The organism is Asanoa siamensis (assembly GCF_016862555.1).
Lineage (GTDB): Bacteria > Actinomycetota > Actinomycetes > Mycobacteriales > Micromonosporaceae > Asanoa > Asanoa siamensis.
Genome location: NZ_BONE01000092.1, coordinates 1 through 15,576, shown reverse-complemented (window position 1 = coordinate 15,576; position 15,576 = coordinate 1). Strand labels below are relative to the sequence as shown.

General features: G+C 74.8%; 12 protein-coding genes and 1 pseudogene. 9 read left to right on the top strand and 4 right to left on the bottom strand.

Features of this window, described 5'->3' with window-relative positions; genetic code table 11:
- The first annotated feature begins 7 nt into the window (after positions 1–7).
- Positions 8–1,825: an amylo-alpha-1,6-glucosidase gene (locus Asi02nite_RS35110; protein ID WP_203718342.1), complete on the top strand. Its 1,818-nt coding sequence runs from the start codon at positions 8–10 to the stop codon at positions 1,823–1,825.
- A 3-nt stretch (positions 1,826–1,828) separates the two neighbouring features.
- Here Asi02nite_RS35110 and Asi02nite_RS35105 read toward each other — a convergent pair whose 3' ends face one another.
- On the bottom strand, positions 1,829–2,650 hold the full coding sequence (locus Asi02nite_RS35105) for a methyltransferase domain-containing protein (RefSeq protein WP_203718341.1): 822 nt from the start codon (positions 2,648–2,650) through the stop codon (positions 1,829–1,831).
- An 84-nt stretch (positions 2,651–2,734) separates the two neighbouring features.
- Between Asi02nite_RS35105 and Asi02nite_RS35100 the strand changes: the two are divergent.
- Positions 2,735–2,950 (top strand): annotated as a pseudogene (locus Asi02nite_RS35100) (helix-turn-helix domain-containing protein); the annotation flags it as partial.
- A gap of 95 nt (positions 2,951–3,045) precedes the next feature.
- Here the strand turns inward: Asi02nite_RS35100 and Asi02nite_RS35095 are convergent.
- Positions 3,046–3,651: a ClpP family protease gene (locus Asi02nite_RS35095; RefSeq protein ID WP_203718358.1), complete on the bottom strand. Its 606-nt coding sequence runs from the start codon at positions 3,649–3,651 to the stop codon at positions 3,046–3,048.
- Between the two features lie 2 nt (positions 3,652–3,653).
- On the bottom strand, positions 3,654–4,247 hold the full coding sequence (locus Asi02nite_RS35090; protein WP_203718340.1) for a ClpP family protease: 594 nt from the start codon (positions 4,245–4,247) through the stop codon (positions 3,654–3,656).
- 141 nt (positions 4,248–4,388) lie between these two features.
- On the opposite strand from Asi02nite_RS35090, the gene Asi02nite_RS35085 reads away from it, so the two are divergent.
- Both Asi02nite_RS35085 and Asi02nite_RS35080 read left to right on the top strand, forming a co-directional pair.
- On the top strand, positions 4,389–5,426 hold the full coding sequence (locus Asi02nite_RS35085; RefSeq protein WP_203718339.1) for a 1-aminocyclopropane-1-carboxylate deaminase: 1,038 nt from the start codon (positions 4,389–4,391) through the stop codon (positions 5,424–5,426).
- Positions 5,427–5,458: 32 nt separating this feature from the next.
- Positions 5,459–8,701 (top strand): ATP-binding protein, encoded by a 3,243-nt coding sequence (locus Asi02nite_RS35080; RefSeq protein WP_203718338.1) that lies wholly within the window; start codon positions 5,459–5,461, stop codon positions 8,699–8,701.
- Here Asi02nite_RS35080 and Asi02nite_RS35075 read toward each other — a convergent pair.
- Entirely contained in the window at positions 8,638–10,752 is a 2,115-nt protein-coding gene (locus tag Asi02nite_RS35075; RefSeq protein ID WP_203718337.1) for an alpha/beta fold hydrolase, read from the bottom strand. The genes Asi02nite_RS35080 and Asi02nite_RS35075 overlap by 64 nt on opposite strands.
- Between Asi02nite_RS35075 and Asi02nite_RS42480 the strand changes: the two genes are divergently transcribed.
- The 5 genes from Asi02nite_RS42480 (at position 10,751) to Asi02nite_RS35055 (ending at position 15,268) form a co-directional block, all read left to right on the top strand.
- Positions 10,751–10,879, top strand: a complete 129-nt coding sequence (locus Asi02nite_RS42480; protein ID WP_275410434.1) for a hypothetical protein — start codon at positions 10,751–10,753, stop codon at positions 10,877–10,879. The two genes, Asi02nite_RS35075 and Asi02nite_RS42480, sit on opposite strands and share 2 nt — an antisense overlap.
- Complete coding sequence (locus Asi02nite_RS35070) at positions 10,855–11,910, top strand: class I SAM-dependent methyltransferase (RefSeq protein ID WP_203718336.1); 1,056 nt, start codon at positions 10,855–10,857, stop codon at positions 11,908–11,910. The genes Asi02nite_RS42480 and Asi02nite_RS35070 overlap by 25 nt, the downstream gene beginning before the upstream one ends.
- A gap of 93 nt (positions 11,911–12,003) precedes the next feature.
- Positions 12,004–12,360 carry a YciI family protein gene (locus Asi02nite_RS35065; protein ID WP_203718335.1) on the top strand — a complete coding sequence of 119 codons (357 nt, stop codon included), beginning with the start codon at positions 12,004–12,006 and terminating at the stop codon, positions 12,358–12,360.
- Positions 12,357–13,586 carry an RNA polymerase sigma factor gene (locus Asi02nite_RS35060; RefSeq protein WP_239127460.1) on the top strand — a complete coding sequence of 410 codons (1,230 nt, stop codon included), beginning with the start codon at positions 12,357–12,359 and terminating at the stop codon, positions 13,584–13,586. The genes Asi02nite_RS35065 and Asi02nite_RS35060 overlap by 4 nt, the downstream gene beginning before the upstream one ends.
- 488 nt (positions 13,587–14,074) lie before the next feature.
- Positions 14,075–15,268 carry an MFS transporter gene (locus tag Asi02nite_RS35055; RefSeq protein ID WP_203718334.1) on the top strand — a complete coding sequence of 398 codons (1,194 nt, stop codon included), beginning with the start codon at positions 14,075–14,077 and terminating at the stop codon, positions 15,266–15,268.
- The last annotated feature ends 308 nt before the right edge of the window (positions 15,269–15,576 follow it).

The following is a 15,576-nucleotide window of genomic DNA, read 5'->3' as shown; positions in this document are numbered from 1 at the left end:
CATCGGTATGCGGACCCTGGTTTCCGGCGTCACCTGCCTGCTGACCGACGCCGCCGGCAACGTCACCGACTCCGGTGGCTTCTTCGTCGCGGACACCCGGCACCTGTCCCGTTGGGTGCTCACCGTGCACGGGCGGGCCCTGCGCGCCCTGGCCACCGACGCCGGCGAGGTCGTGCTGGCACCGCCGACCGTACGCAACGAGAACCCGCCGTTCGTCCTGCGGCGGGTGCAGCGGCTCGGCTCGGGCCTGCTGACGGAGGAGCTGACGCTGACCAGCTTCGTGCCGTCGCCGCAGACGGTGCGGGTGGCGTTCTCGGCCGAGGCGGACTTCGCCGACCAGTTCGAGCTGCGGTCGTCGCGGCTGTTCGACAAGTCCGACGCCAACCGCGACGTCACCGCCGAGGACGCGTCGCTGGTCTTCGGGTACGAGCGGCGGGGCTTCCAGCGCGAGACCCGGGTCACCGCGTCGCCGCCGGCCCGGCTGTCCCACGACGGTGCGCAGTGGACGGTGACGGTGCCGCCGCACGGCTCGGTCGTGTTGCGGGCGACCGTGGCCTCGGGCGACGCCGCCGCGGTGCCGGCGCCGTCCCCGGTCGTCTCCGCGTCGGCCGACGACCTCGACCGCTGTGTCGCGCGCGGGCTCGCGGACCTCGACACCCTGCGGGTGCCCGCCGAGGACCTGCCGCTGCCGGGCGTCGACCTGCCGGCCGGCACGGTGGTGCCGGCCGCCGGCGCGCCGTGGTTCCTCACCCTGTTCGGCCGGGACAGCCTGCTGACCTCGCTGTTCGCGTTGCCGTACCGGCCGGAGCTGGCCGAGGGCACGCTGCGGCTGCTGGCCGCGACCCAGGGGCGCGAGCACGCGCTGGAGCGGATCGAGCAGCCGGGCAAGATCCTGCACGAGCTGCGCCGGGGCGAGCTGGCCACGCTGGGCGAGGTGCCGTACGCCCGCTACTACGGCACGGTCGACGCGACGCCGCTGTTCCTCGTGCTGCTGGCCGAGCACCACGCGGTCACCGGCGACGACATCGTGGCCAAGGACCTCGAGCCGGCGGCGCGGGCGGCCGTCGCCTGGATGCTCGACGACGGCGGCCTGGCGGCGACCGGCTACCTGCGGTATCCGACGGACGCGCCGGGGCTCGTGCACCACTGCTGGAAGGACTCGGCCGACGCGCTCGTCTTCGCCGACGGCGCGCCGGCGACCGGGCCGATCGCGGTCTGCGAGGCGCAGGGGTACGCGTACCGGGCGCTGCGCGGCACCGCGGAGCTGGCCCGGTCGGCGTGGGGCGACCCGACCTGGGCCGTCGATCTCGACAAGCGCGCCGACCGGCTGCGGGCGATGTTCTCCGCCGACTTCCGGCTGCCGAACGCGTTCGTCGCCCTGGCCCTGGACGGTGCCGACCGGCAGGTGGACGCGCTGGCCTCCAATGCCGGGCACGTGCTCTGGTCCGGGATCCTGGACGACTCGTGGGCGGCCCTGGTCGGCGAGCGGCTGGCGGCGGACGACTTCTTCTCCGGGTGGGGCATCCGGACGCTGGCCGAGGGCCAGCCGCCGTACCACCCGCTCTCCTACCACCGGGGCGGCGTCTGGCCGCACGACACCGCGCTGGCGGTGGCCGGGCTGGCCCGGGCCGGGCAGCGGGACGCGGCGGCCCGCATCGCCGACGGCCTGGTCGCGGCCGCGTCGACGGCGGGCGGCCGGCTGCCCGAGGTGCTGACCGGTCTGGGCCGCCGGCCTGGCCAGTCACCGGTGCCCTACCCGCACTCGTGCTCACCCCAGGCCTGGGCGGCGGCGTCCCCGCTGCTGCTGCGGACCGCCCTGGGCTGACCGTCACCCCCGGACGCCGGCGGCCACCCAGATCGTCAGCGTCGCGAGGAACTCGTCGCGTTCGCCGGCCGCCGCGACCTCGGCGAACCAGCGCTCGCGCAGGTCGTCGGGGATCATGCCCGCCTCCGGCGGCACCGCCGGGTTGAAGAACGGCATCACGACGCCCGCCGACGCGGGGTCGGTGAACACGCAGGTGACCGGCGTGGCGGTGACGTCGGTCAGGCCCGCGCGGACCAGCCGGCGGCGCAGCGTGCGGCCCATGTCGTTGTGGTGGTCGGCCGCCAGCGAGAGCAGCCGGTCGCGCATCGCGGTCGCGAGGTCGGCCGGCACGCCGTCGGTCGCGGCCGACTCCCAGTCGGTGTCGACCAGGCAGACCCGGCCGCCGGGCCGGGTCACCCGGGCCAGTTCGCGCACGGCCTGGTCGGGGTCGGCGAGGTGCTGCAGGACCCGCTCGCTGCGTACGCCGTCGAAGCTGTCCGGCGCGAGGTCGAGGGCGGTGATGTCGCCCCGGACGAACCGGATCGGCAGCCCCGGCGGGGTGATCTCGCGGGCCGCGGCGAGGGTGCGGGCCGACGAGTCCAGCGCCACGACCTCACCGGTGGTGCCGACGGCGACGGCCAGGTCGCGGGCCACCTCGCCCGCCCCGGCGCCGGCGTCGAGCAGCCGCTGGCCCGGCTCGGGGCGCAGCGCCTCCCAGGCGGCCGCCCGTACGCGCAGGATCTCGGTGTTGTCGGCCATCGCCCGCAGCACGCTGAACAACATGTCGAAGACGCCGGCCGGCAGGGCGTCGACGTCACCGAACGCGCCGGTGTCGGGCGTGGTCATGGCCCCAGGCTAGCGCTACGCCCACCGCGAAACGGCGCCCACGCGCCGCGTCCCGGCCTTAGAGTCAGCCGCGTGACGCGTCTCCTGCTGCGTGAGGTGTTCGGCCGGCTGCTGCGCCGGGCCCGGCAGCGGCAGGGCCGCACCCTGGCCGAGGTCGCCCGGGAGGCGCGGGTCTCGGCGCAATATCTCTCCGAGGTCGAGCGCGGGCGCAAGGAGCCGTCGTCCGAGGTGCTGGCCGCGGTCTGTGGTGCGCTCGGTGTCGACCTGCCCGACCTGCTGCTCGCCGCCCGCCACGAACTCGCACCGCCGGCCACCGTGCTGCGCCTCGCCGACGCCCGCGCGGCCCGCCCCCGTGCGACGGGCCGCGCGTTCGACGTCAACCTGCGCGTGGCGGCCTAGCCGACGCGGGCCAGCTTGCGGTCGCGGACGACGTGGTCCGCGAGGCCGTACGCGACCGCTTCCTCCGCCGAGAACGTGACGTTGCGGTCGATGTCCGCCCGGATCTTGCCCGTCGGGTGTCCACTGAGGTCGGAGAGGATCTCCTCCATCTCGGCGCGGACCCGGCCGACCTCCTTGGCCTGCACCGCCAGGTCCGGCAGCGTGCCGCGGGCCTGGCTCGACGGCTGGTGCAGGGTGACCTTCGCGTGCGACAGCACGGCCCGCTTGCCCGGCGTCCCCGCCGCGAGCAGCACCGCCGCGGCCGAGGACGCCTGGCCGAGGCAGAACGTCGCGACGCTGGGCCGGACGAACCGCATCGTGTCGTAGATGGCGGTCAGCGCACTGAACGAGCCGCCCGGCGAGTTGATGTAGAGCGAGATCTCCTGCTCGCTGTTGCTCGACTCGAGGTGCAGGAGCTGCGCCATCACCACGTTGGCGACGCCGTCGTCGATCTCGGTGCCGAGGAAGATGATCCGCTCGGCCAGCAGCCGCGAGTAGATGTCGTACGCCCGCTCGCCGGTCGAGGTCCGTTCGATCACGGTCGGAATCGTGTACTGGCCCATCGTCACAGCCCCACCATCTGCCGCGACGGGCCCGGGCGGACGTCGTCGACCTGGGTCACCACGTGGTCGACCATCCCGTAGGCGAGGGCCTCGTCGGCGGTGAACCACCGGTCCCGGCCGCTGTCGGCGACGACGGTCTCGACCGGCTGGCCGGTGTGGAGGGCGATGAGCTCGACGAGGGTACGTCCGACCTTCTCGAGCTGGCTCGCGTAGATCTCGATGTCGGCCGCGGTGCCCCCGAACCCGGCCGAACCCTGGTGCATCAGCACCTGGGCGTGCGGCAGGCTGAACCGCTTGCCGGCCGTGCCCGCGCAGAGCAGGAACTGCGCCATGCTGCCGGCCAGACCCATCGCCACCGTACGCACGTCGTTGGGGATCACCCGCATCGTGTCGTAGATGGCGAGCCCGGCGCTGACCGAACCGCCCGGCGAGTTGATGTAGAGGCTGATGTCGGCCTTCGGATCCTCGGCCGACAGCAGCAGGAGCTGCGCGCACAGCCGGTTGGCGATCGGGTCGTCCACCTCCGCGCCCAGCACGATGATCCGCTGATGTAGCAGCCGGCTCGCCAGTTGGTCGTCGAGCGACAGGCTCTGCATGGTCGTACCCCTCTTTCTCGTTGCCTGTCGCCACGATGCGGTCGCGGATCATCGCCGGGCCAGGGCACGCTGCTGGCAGCAGCGAGGTTGCGCGCTGCGCGAACTTGACAGCCGCGCGCGGCCGGATGTGCAATATATTGCATGCCCCTCGCTGACTTCCCCCGCTACCCGCTGCTGTTCGGGCCGAGCCCCGTCCATCCCCTCGACCGGTTGAGCGACCATCTCGGGGGCGCCCGCGTCTGGGCCAAACGCGAGGACTGCAACAGCGGGCTCGCGTACGGCGGCAACAAGACGCGCAAGCTGGAGTACCTGGTGCCCGACGCGCTCGCCGTCGGCGCGGACACGCTGGTCAGCATCGGCGGCGTCCAGTCCAACCACACCCGGCAGGTGGCCGCGGTCGCGGCCCGGCTCGGTCTGCGGGCCGTGCTCGTGCAGGAGTCGTGGGTCGACTGGCCGGACCCGGTCAACGACAAGGTCGGCAACATCCTGCTGTCGCGGGTGCTCGGCGCCGATGTGCGGCTTGCTCCCGCGGGTTTCGGGATCGGGTTCAAGGAGAGCTGGCAGGCGGCGTTGGAATCGGTGCGGGCCGCCGGGGGTGTGCCCTACGCGATTCCGGCCGGCGCGTCCGACCACCGGTTGGGTGGGCTCGGGTTCGCCAACTGGGCCGTCGAGGTCGCGCGGCAGGAGGCCGACCTGGGCGTCTTCTTCGACACGATCGTGGTCTGCAGCGTCACCGGGAGCACGCAGGCCGGGATGATCGCGGGGTTCGCGGCCCTCGGCGGGCGGCCGCGGCGGGTGCTGGGCATCGACGCGTCGGCGAAGATCGACGAGACGCGGGCGCAGGTGGAGAAGATCGCCCGGGAGACGGCGGCGCTGATCGGTCTGGGTCGGGACCTGCGCGACTCGGAGATCACCGTGCTGCCGGGTTGGGCCGGCGATCTCTACGGCGTCCCCGTGCAGTCCACGGTGGACGCGATCCGGCTCACGGGTGCGCTGGAGGGCGTGATCCTCGACCCGGTCTACGAGGGCAAGTCGATGGCGGCGCTGATCGACCTCGTCCGGTCGGGCGAGATCCCCCGCGAGGCGAACGTGTTGTACGCGCATCTCGGCGGGCAGCCGGCCCTGAACGCCTACCACTCCGTCTTCGATCCTGCGTCGGATTGGCGAACGAAGGCTTGACCTGCCCGAACCCGGCGACGTAGCAAGACCGGATGGAGACCACCGGCATCCGGCTCGTGGGCCCGTTCGCGGTCGTCCGCGACGGCCGGGTGGTGCCCGACGCCGCGGTCGGCAGCCGCAAGGCCCGCACGCTGCTGGCGCTGCTCGCCGCCGCGGGCCGGGTGGTCACGGTCGACCGGATCGTCGAGGCGCTCTGGCCGGGCGCCCCACCCCGCCGCCCGGCGGACAACGTGGCGACGCTGGTCAGCCGGGTCCGCGCGGCCCTCGGCGCCGACCTGGTCGAAGGCGGCCGCAGCGGCTACCGGCTGCACCCGTCGGTGGTGGTCGACCTGCACGAGGCGGCGCGGCGCGTGGCGGAGGCCGAGCGTTCGCTCCCGGCCGCTCCCGCCGCGGCGCTGGCGGCGGCGTCGTGGGCGGAGGGGGTGCTGGCGGCGGCGCCGGCCCTGATCGCGGAGCCGGTGGCGGAGTGGGCGGTGGCGGTGCGCGCGGAGCAGGCGACCCGGCTGCGCCGGGCCCGCCAGGCGGTGGCGACGGCGGCGCTGGCGGCGGGCGAGCCGGGCCGGGCCCGCGACGCGGCCGCGGCGGCGAGCGAGGCGGACCCGTTCGACGAGGACGCGGCCCGCGCGCTGATGCGCGCCTATGACGCACTCGGGGAGCCGGCACGGGCACTGTCGGTGTACGGGCGTCTGCGGTCGCTGCTGGCCGACGAACTGGGTGTCGATCCGGCGGCCGCGACCCGCGACCTGCACCTGGCGGTCCTCCGCGGCGGCGCGACCTCTGCCCCCGCCCGAACATCATCGACCGACTTCGACCGCGGTCGGTCCGCCGACCGCGCTCAACGTAGTGACACCGTCGACGAGGTCGGTGCGCCCGGACCGGAACTCGGGCTCGTCGGGCGGGACCGGGAGATCGGGCAGCTGGGCCAGGCCTGGCGGGAGGCGACCGCCGGGCGGCCGCGGTTGGTGCTCGTGAGCGGCGAGCCCGGCATCGGCAAGACGCGGCTCGCCGAGGAGTTGGCCCGGGTGGCGGCGGGCACGTCCGGGACCGTGGTCACGGTCCGCTGCTACGCGGCCGAGCGGTCCCTCTTCCTGCAGCCCGTCGTCGAGGCCGTCGAGGACCTGGTCGGCGTGACGCCGGCCGACCAGGTCCGGGCCGCCGCCGGCGACCGGGCGGGTGCCCTCGCCGCCCTCGTGCCGGCGGCCGCCGCCGTCCTCGGCGCCCCGCCCGTCGAGCACGGGAGCCCGGAGGCCGAGCGGCGCGCCGCGTACGAGGCGGTCACCGTCTTCCTCCGCCGCCTGGCCCGGCCGCGACCGGTGCTGCTCGTGGTCGACGACCTCCAGCACGCCGGAACGGCCACTGTGGAGCTTCTGCACTACCTGGCCCGGCACGCGGGCGACGCGCGACTGCTGGTCGTCGCGACCGTGCGGGCCGCCGAGGGCCGGCAGGCATTGTCCACCCTGGACGCGGTCGCGGCGACAGTTCCGCTCGGGCCCCTGGACGACGCGGCCGTGTCACGGCTCGCCCGGGCCGCCGGGCACCCGGCGCACGCCGCCGAGATCGCGCGGCGGACCCGCGGGCACACGCTCTACGTCGTGGAAACGCTGCGTGCGCTGGCCGCCGGCGACACCGGGCTGCCGGAGTCACTGCGTGCGAGCGTGCTCGCCCGGGTCCGGGCGGCCGGAGCGGAGGACCTGCTGCGGGCCGCCGCGGTGCTCGGCGCGTCGTTCGCGCCGCCCGCGGTCGCCGGCCTGCTCGGCATCGGCGTCGCCGAGGCGACGCTGCGCTGCGAGCGGCTCCTCGACTCCCGGCTCACGGTCGTGGCCGGCCGCGCCTACGAGTTCGCCAACGACCTCGTCCAGGAGGTGCTCTACGAGTCGACGCCGGAGCCCACCCGCCTCGCCCACCATCTGCGGGCCGCGGACCTGCTGGCCGACAACCCGGAGGCGGTGGCCCGGCACGCCCAGGCCGCCGGCGACGACCGCCGGGCGGGCCGGGCCTGGCTCGCGGCGGGCGGCCGCGCGGCCCGACGCTACGCGGCCTCGGACGCGGAGGCCCTGCTGGGCAACGCGATCGGGGCCGCCGACCGGTGCGGCGACGCCGAGCTGCGGACCAGCGCGCTGCTGCTGCGCGCCCGCGTGCGGGAGACCCGGTTCCACTTCGACGAGGCGCTGGACGACGCCGCCGTCGCGCTGCGGCTCGCCCGGGACACCGGCGACCGCCGGGCCGAGATGGCCGCCCTGCGCCAGCTCGGCGGGCCGGCCTGGTCCGGTGTGGGCCGTCCGGTCGAGACGGGCATCGGCTACATGCGGGCGGCGCTGGGCCTGGCCGAGCAGCTCGGCGACCGCGGCGCCCAGGCGGGGCTGCTGGGCTGGCTGGCCGTGCTGAGCAGCAACCAGCTCCAGTTCGTCGAGGCCCTCTCCTACGGCCGCCGGGCCCGCGAGGCCGCCCGGGGCGCGGGCGGTCCGGCCCTGGCCGCCGCGTACGACGGGCTCAAGACCGCGTACGCCTATCTCGGCGAGGTGGCCGACCTGTCCGCGCTGCTCGCCGAGCTCGAGCCGCTCGTACGCCGGGCCGGCGACCTGTGGCTCCTGCAGTGGTGCCGGTTCGAGGCGGCGTTCCCCCACCTCGCGGCCGGCCGCTGGGCGGACGCGGCGGCCTGCGTCGAGGAGGCCATGACGATCAACGCCCGCAGCGGCGACCGCGGCTACGCCGCCTGGTACCTGGCCCACCTCGGCTGGATCGCCCGCCTCGACGGCCGCCGCGCGGACGCGCTGGAGCTGGGCCGGCAGGCGTCCACGATGGACTCCCACGCCTGGTTCGCCGCCGCGGTGGCCGCGCTGCACGGCACGACCCTGGTCGAGTACGGCGACCCGGCGGCGGCCGTCCCCGTCCTCGAGCGCGGCCTCGAGGTCAGCGGCTCCCACCGCACGCTGGCGTACCGCCTGCGTTGTCTCGCCCCACTGGCGGAGGCGACCGGTTCGCCGGCGCTGCTGGACGAGGCCGACTCCCTGCTGCGCGCGGTCGTCGCGCCGCCCGGCGCGGCCTGGCTCTACGGCGCCGACGTCTACACCTCGGTCGCCCGGGCCTGGCTGGCCCGCGGTGAGCCGGCCCGCGCGGCCGCCGTCCTGGACCCCCTCCTGTCCGCCGGCGACCGCACGGGCTGGCGCGCACCCCTGGCGGCCGCCCGCGCGGCCCGACTCCGGGCCGACCGTCAGAACAGCTCGGCCAGCAGCGCCGCGGCGCGGTCCGCGCCGTCCGTCTCCACCGGTTCGTAGTCGACCTCGCGGCCGATCTCCGCCGCGATCAACGCGGCCAGGTCGTCGGTCTCCTCGTAGGCCACGTGCCGACCGGCGCCGTACGCGTCGAGGCGGTGGCGGACGTGCCGGTTCTGCTCGAAGTGGTTGCGCAGCGGGACGTAGAGGAACGGCCGGCGGTGGGCCGTGAGCGTCATCGTCGTGGTCAGGCCGCCGTGGGTGATGGCCAGGTCGCAGGCGGCCAGCAACCGGTGCAGCCGATGCACGTACCCGTGCACCTCCAGCCCTTCGCACGCCGGGATGCGGGCCGGGTCAAGGCGCGGGCCCGCGACCACGACGAGCCGCAACCCGGGCACGGCGCGGCGGGCGGCCGGGAACGCGTCGACCACTCGCCGCAGCAGGTCACCGCCGACACCCGAGCCGCCCACGGTCGCCACGCAGACCGGCTCGCCGGGCGCCCAGCCCAACTCGGCCCGCAACCGGGCACGCTCGTCGTCGTCGACCGGCGGGAAGTCGCGGACGTAGCCCGAGAACGCGTAGTGGCCGAGCGTCCAGTCCCGCACGCTCGGCAGGCCCGGCCCGAGCGGGTCGTCGACCAGGTCCGCCGGGTTGCCGACGAAGATCGCGCGGTCCCGCAGCCGGGGAAACCGGGCGATCCGCTCCACCATCTCCGCGTTGTAGTCCGCGGTCAGTGCCGCCTCGCCCGTCCCGCCCGACGGCATCGGCAGCCAACCGACAAAATCGGTCAGCCACGCGTACGCGCTGCGCTTGAGCTCCGGATGCTCGTGCAGGAAGTGGTCGAGCTCCCAGGCCTCGTCGCCGACCCAGAGGTCGTAGTCCTCGCGCTCGACCAGGTCCGCGAAGACCATGAAGTTGGCGACCAGGATCTCGTCCATCCGCCGGATCGCCTGGAACGCGTGCAGGTCGTGCTCCCCCGCCTCGCTCTCGATGTGCGCCGACTCGGTGACGAGGTGCGCGGAGGCGGGGTGGACCCGCTCGCCGCGCCGGGTGAGCACCTCGGTGACCGGGTGCTGGACCAGCCAGTCGACCTGGACGCCCGGGCGCCGCCGGCGCAGCGCGTCGACGATCGCGGCGTCCCGCTCGGCGTGCCCGAGGCCGATCGGCGACGACAGGTAGAGCACCTTGCGCGGGCGGTCGATCGGGCGGGTCCAGCGCACCGGTGCCGGCGGCGTCCGGGTCACGTCGCGGACGAAGTCGCGCAGCAGGCGGTTGACCAGCACCGGCTCGCGGGTGTGCGGAAGGTGGCCGGCGCCGACCAGGAGCACGTCGCGGGCCCGGGTCAGCTGCGCCGCCTGGGCCATCTCGCCCTGCGAGCGGCACATGTCGCGGGTGCCGCGGATGACCAGCACGGGACGGTCGACGCTGCGGAGCAGGGCCTCCGTGCCGGCCCGGTCGCATACGCACTTCGGCGCGGCCTCCCCCGCGATCAGGGACTCCGGCGTGGTCCGCAGCGCCCACCCGACGGCGTCCTCGATCTGCTTGGTCGAGTGCGGCTCGCTGATCACGGTGCGGAAGAAGAACTCGGCGAAGCCGCGGTAGTCGCGCAGCCAGTAGTGGCGGTTGAATTTCTCCCAACCGTGGTACGCGTCCCGCACCGCGTCGAAGTCCTGGATCCGCCGCTCGGGCAGCGGGTCGTCGAGGAACGGCACGAACGGCGCGATCGCGGCGGCGCCGATGACCCGGTCGGGGTGGCGCGCGGCGGCGACCAGGGCCCACCAGGCGCCCCGGCTCACCCCGGCCACGACGGCCCGCTCGGCCTCGACCGCGTCGAGCACGGCCAGCAGGTAGCCCACGTGCGCGTCGTCGCCGTACGCCGCCGGGTCGAGCGGTTGGTCGGAGCGGCCGTTGCCCGGCGGGTCGATCGTGACCACCCGGAACTCGCGGGCCAGGTACGGCACCTGCGCCTTCCAGTGCCGGGCGTGGACGATCGACCAGGCCGGCAGCAGCGCGACGGTCGGCGCCCCCGGCTCCGGCGGCTCGAACAATTCGTACCCGATCCGTACGCCGGCGTGTTTGACGTGTCCCTCGATGTCCGGTTCCCGTGCCCGCATGGTGCTCAGCCTGCCCGGCGGCATTGCAACGCCGTTGCAAGGAACCTGCAACGTGCGCGCCGAGGCTGGAAAAGGTCAGACCTTTTCGAGAGGGAGAGAAAAATGGCAGTGGACAACGACCGGTTGATGGAGTTCCTCGGCCGGTTCGTCGGGGACCTCGGCGCGACGATGGCCGCGGGCAACGTCGTCGTCGGTGAACGGCTGGGCCTCTACCGGGCGCTGGCCGGTGGGCCGCACACGCCGGTCGAGCTGGCGTCGGCGGTGGGTGCCGACGCGCGCTACGTCGACGAGTGGCTGCGCGGGCAGGCGGCCGGCGGATACGTCGAGTACGACGCGGCGACGGGCGCGTACTCGCTGACCGAGGAGCAGGCGTTCGCGCTCACCGACCCGCAGGGGCCGGTCTTCGTTCCGGGTGCGTTCCAACTCGCGCTCGGCGCGCTGCGTTCCGAGCCGCGGATCACGGCGGCGATGCGCAGCGGCGACGGCGTCGGCTGGCACGAGCACGACGCGGCGGTGTTCGAGGGGTGCGAGCGGTTCTTCCGCCCCGGATACCTGGCGAACCTGACCGCCGCCTGGCTGCCGGCGCTCGACGGCGTCGCGGACAAGCTGCGGGCCGGTGCCAGCGTGGCCGACATCGGCTGCGGGCACGGCGCGTCGACCGTGCTGATGGCCTCGGCGTTCCCGGCGTCCCGGTTCGCGGGCTCCGACTACCACGACGGGTCGATCGCGCAGGCGCACAAGCGGGCCGCGGACGCCGGGGTCGGCGAGCGGACATCGTTCGAGGTCGCGTCGGCGCAGACCTTCGGCGGCGGGCCGTACGACCTGGTCACGACGTTCGACGCGATCCACGACATGGGCGACCCGCTGGGCGCCGCCCGGCACGTCCGGGGCAAGCTCGCCACCGACGGCACCTGGATGATCGTCGAGCCGCGGGCCGGTGACACGGTGGCCGAGAACCTCAACCCGGTCGGCCGGGTCTACTACGGGTTCTCCACGTTCCTCTGCGTGCCGAACGCGCTGTCGCAGGACGGCGGGTACGCGCTGGGGGCGCAGGCCGGCGAGGCGGCCATCCGGCGGATCGCGACCGAGGCCGGCTTCACCCGCTTCCGCCGGGTCGCCGAGACCCCGTTCAACCTGGTGTACGAGGCCCGGCCGTAATCATTTCCGGTCCGCTGTCGATTCCGGCATCGTGTTGTTCGTCGGTGCGATGAACGGGCTCTCGTGGGGGGCTCACGGACGGAAGGCACGGACATGGCGAAGTACATGCTGCTCATCTTCGGCGACGCGGCGGCCTGGGAGACGCTGACACCGGCGGAGCGACAGGCGCTGGAGGCCGCGCACGCCGACTTCCGGGCGGCCGCGGGTCCGCGCCTGCGCGGCGGCGAGGAGCTCGAGTCGCCGTCGGTCGCGACGACGCTGCGGGCGCGGGTCGACGGCGAGCTGCTGCTGACCGACGGGCCGTTCCTGGAGACCAAGGAGGGGCTGGGCGGGTTCTACCTGCTGGAGGCCGGCGACCTCGACGAGGTGGTCAAGCTCGCGGGCATGCTGCCCGAGGTCCGCGCCGGGCACAGCGGGGTCGAGATCCGCCCGGTGGTCGACCACGGATGAGCGACGACGTCGTCGCGGCGGTGGCGCAGGCCCACCGCCGCGAGTGGGCTCAGGTGCTGGCGACGACCGTACGGGAGTGCGGTGACCTGTCGCTCGCCGAGGAGTGCGCGCAGTCGGCGTTCGAGCGGGCGCTCACGGTGTGGCCGGCGTCGGGTGTTCCGGCGCGGCCGGGTGCGTGGCTGACGCAGGTTGCCCGCAACCTGGCCCGCGACGAGCTGCGCCGGCGGGCGGCGTTCCGGCAGCGGCTGCCGCTGCTGGTGACGTCCGCGGTCGCGCCGGGGGTCGACGCGGGCCTGGACGACGACCGGCTGCGGTTGATCTTCACGTGCTGCCACCCGGCGCTGGCCCGGGAGGCGCAGGCGGCGCTGACGCTGCGGCTGGTGTGCGGCCTGTCGACGGCGGAGGTCGCCCGGGCGTTCCTGGTGTCGGAGCCCACGATGGCGGCCCGGTTGACGCGGGCGAAGAAGAAGATCGCGACGGCCCGGATCCCGTACCGCTCCCCGGCCCCGGAGGATTTGGGCGCGCGGGTCGGCGTGGTGCTGGAGGTCGTCCAGCTGATCTTCACCACCGGCCATTCGGCCCCGGACGGTCCCGATCTGCTGCGGCACGACCTGCTGGACCGGGCCTTGGACCTCGGGCGGTTGCTGCACCTGCTGATGCCGGGCGATCCGGATGTCGGCGCCCAGTTGGCGCTGATGCTGCTGGTGTCGGCGCGGTCGGCGGCGCGGGTGGATGGGGCCGGGCGGTTGTTGCTGCTGTCCGAACAGGACCGCTCGCTGTGGGACGCCGACGCGATCGCGCAGGGGGTGGCGCTGCTGGTGGCGTCGCTGCGGCGGTCGCCGGCGCCGGGTCGGTTCGCGCTGCAGGCGGCGATCGCGGCGGTCCACGCGGAGGCGCCGTCGTGGACGGCCACGGACTGGGGTGAGGTGGTGCGCCTCTACGACCTGCTGCTGGCTGGGTGGCCGTCACCGGTGGTGGCACTGAACCGCGCGGTGGCTCTCGGCATGCGCGACGGTCCGTCGGCGGGGTTGGCCGCTCTCGAGCCGCTGTCGTGCTCGCCGGCGTTGGCCGCGTACCCGTATCTCAGCGCGGCCCGGGCTGATTTCCTGTGCCAGGCCGGGCGGTGGGTTGATGCCGCAATGGCGTACGAGGAGGCGTTGGCGCTGACATCCAACGAGGTGGAACGCCGCTTTCTGCTCGAACGCCTTTCGTCGGTCCGGTCGTAGGGGCCGTCGTTGGTTGTTCGGCGGGGCGAGGTCCGGGTTGGTTGGCCCGGTCTTGCGGGGGTCGGGGGCACTGACGCGCTGACGTCGCCGAGCGGACCGAGAAACGCGCGCGACTCAGCCGGACCAACGGACCGAGGACGCGCGCCTGCCCAACCGACCGCCGAATCCCGCACGCCGGCCCCGCCAGCCAGACCCCTGACCGAGCCCTGTGGGGCCACGGCGTGGCGAGGGGCACCGCCCGCCCCGACCACGAGGCGTCGCCCGCGGCCCGCGACGCGGCGAGGGGCCCCGCCCGCCCCGACCACGAGGCGACGCCCGCGGCCCGCGACGCGGCCAGAGGCGCCGCCCGCCCACCGCCCTTCCCTGATCGTGTCGCAACGGGCTGCCGGCCCTCGCGGGCATTGGGCGGGTGTGTGGCGTGGACGAATCGTCAAAGAGCGGCGACGCACGATCAAGCACGGTTGATCAACCGCGGCGAGGCTTGTCGGGTGACTCTGACCTCTGATCTTCGCGGGCCCGCGTCCCGCGCCGCGGCGCGGCCGGCCCGGTCGCCGTGGTTCGCCGTCGGCGCCGTCGGTCTCGGCATCTTCGCGCTCGTGACCAGCGAGTTCCTGCCCGCCAGCCTGCTGCCCGGGATCGCGGCCGACATGGGCGTCACCGAGGGCGTCGCCGGGCAGGCGGTCACGGCCACGGCGATCATGGGGGCGATCACGGCGCCGACGATCGCGATCGTCGTACCGCGCCTGGACCGCCGCCGGCTGCTGGCCATCCTGGTCGCCCTCGCGGTGGTGTCGGACGTGCTGGTCGCGGTGGCACCGTGGTACCCGCTGCTGCTCGTCGGCCGGCTGCTGCTCGGCGTCGCCCTGGCGGGCTTCTGGGCCATGGCCCTCGCGGTCGTCGGCCGCCTGGTCCCGCAGAACCACATGGGCCGCGCGATGACGGTGGTCAACCTGGGCGTCTCGCTGGCGACGGTGACGGCCGTACCGGTGGGCACGTTCCTCGGTGAGACCTGGGGTTGGCGCCCGGTCTTCTGGCTGGCCGGCGGGGTCGGAGTGGTCGCGCTCGGCCTGCTGCTGGCCTGGCTACCGCCGGTGCCGCCGTCGGGCGCGGCGCCGCTGCGCGCCCTGCTGGAGACGGCCCGCAACCGCACCATGATCGTCGGCATGACCGCGATCCTCCTGGTGGCGGGCGGCCACTTCGCGGCATTCACCTACGTCCGCCCGGCCGCGGAACGGGTCCCGGACATCACGTCGTCCTCGCTGGCGCTCCTGCTCACGGTCTTCGGCCTGGCGGCATTCGTCGGCACGATGGTGGCGGGCCCGCTAGCCGACCGCCGCCTCCGGGCCGGCGTGGTCGGTGCCCCGCTGCTGATCGGGGCGGCGGTCACGGTCTTCGCGGTGCTGTCCGGTTCCTACCTAGCGGTAGCGCTGGCGGTCGCGGCCTGGGGCATCGCCTTCGGCGGCCTGCCGACGCTGGTGATGACCTGGGCGGCCCGCGCCCAGCCGGACCGCCTTGAGCCGGCGGGCAGCCTGGCCACGGCGATGTTCCAGGTGGCGATCGCCACGGGGGCAGCGGTGGGCGGTGTGCTGGTGGACGCGTTCGACGTCGAGGTGGCTCTGGTGGTGGCGGGCATTGCGGCCGCCGCGGGCGGGATCGTCTTCGCGAACACCCGCCGCGTCTGACGGGGTCGGCGGGGGTCGCGTGACGCCGTCGGGCTTGCGATTGGCCTGGCGGCCGTCGCCCGGGCAACTCCTCCGGCGCCACGCGACCCGCTGCCGGGCTCGCTACGGGGCTGGGGGCGGTCGCCCAGACAACCAGCCGGCGCTACGCGACCGCCGCCGGACTCGCCACCAGCCTGGCGTCCGCCGCCCACACAACCCAACCAGCCCTGCGCAACCACCGCCGGACTCGCCACCAGCCTGGCGTCCGCCGCCCACACAACCCAACCAGCCCTACGCGACCGCCGCCGGACTCGCCACCAGCCTGGCGT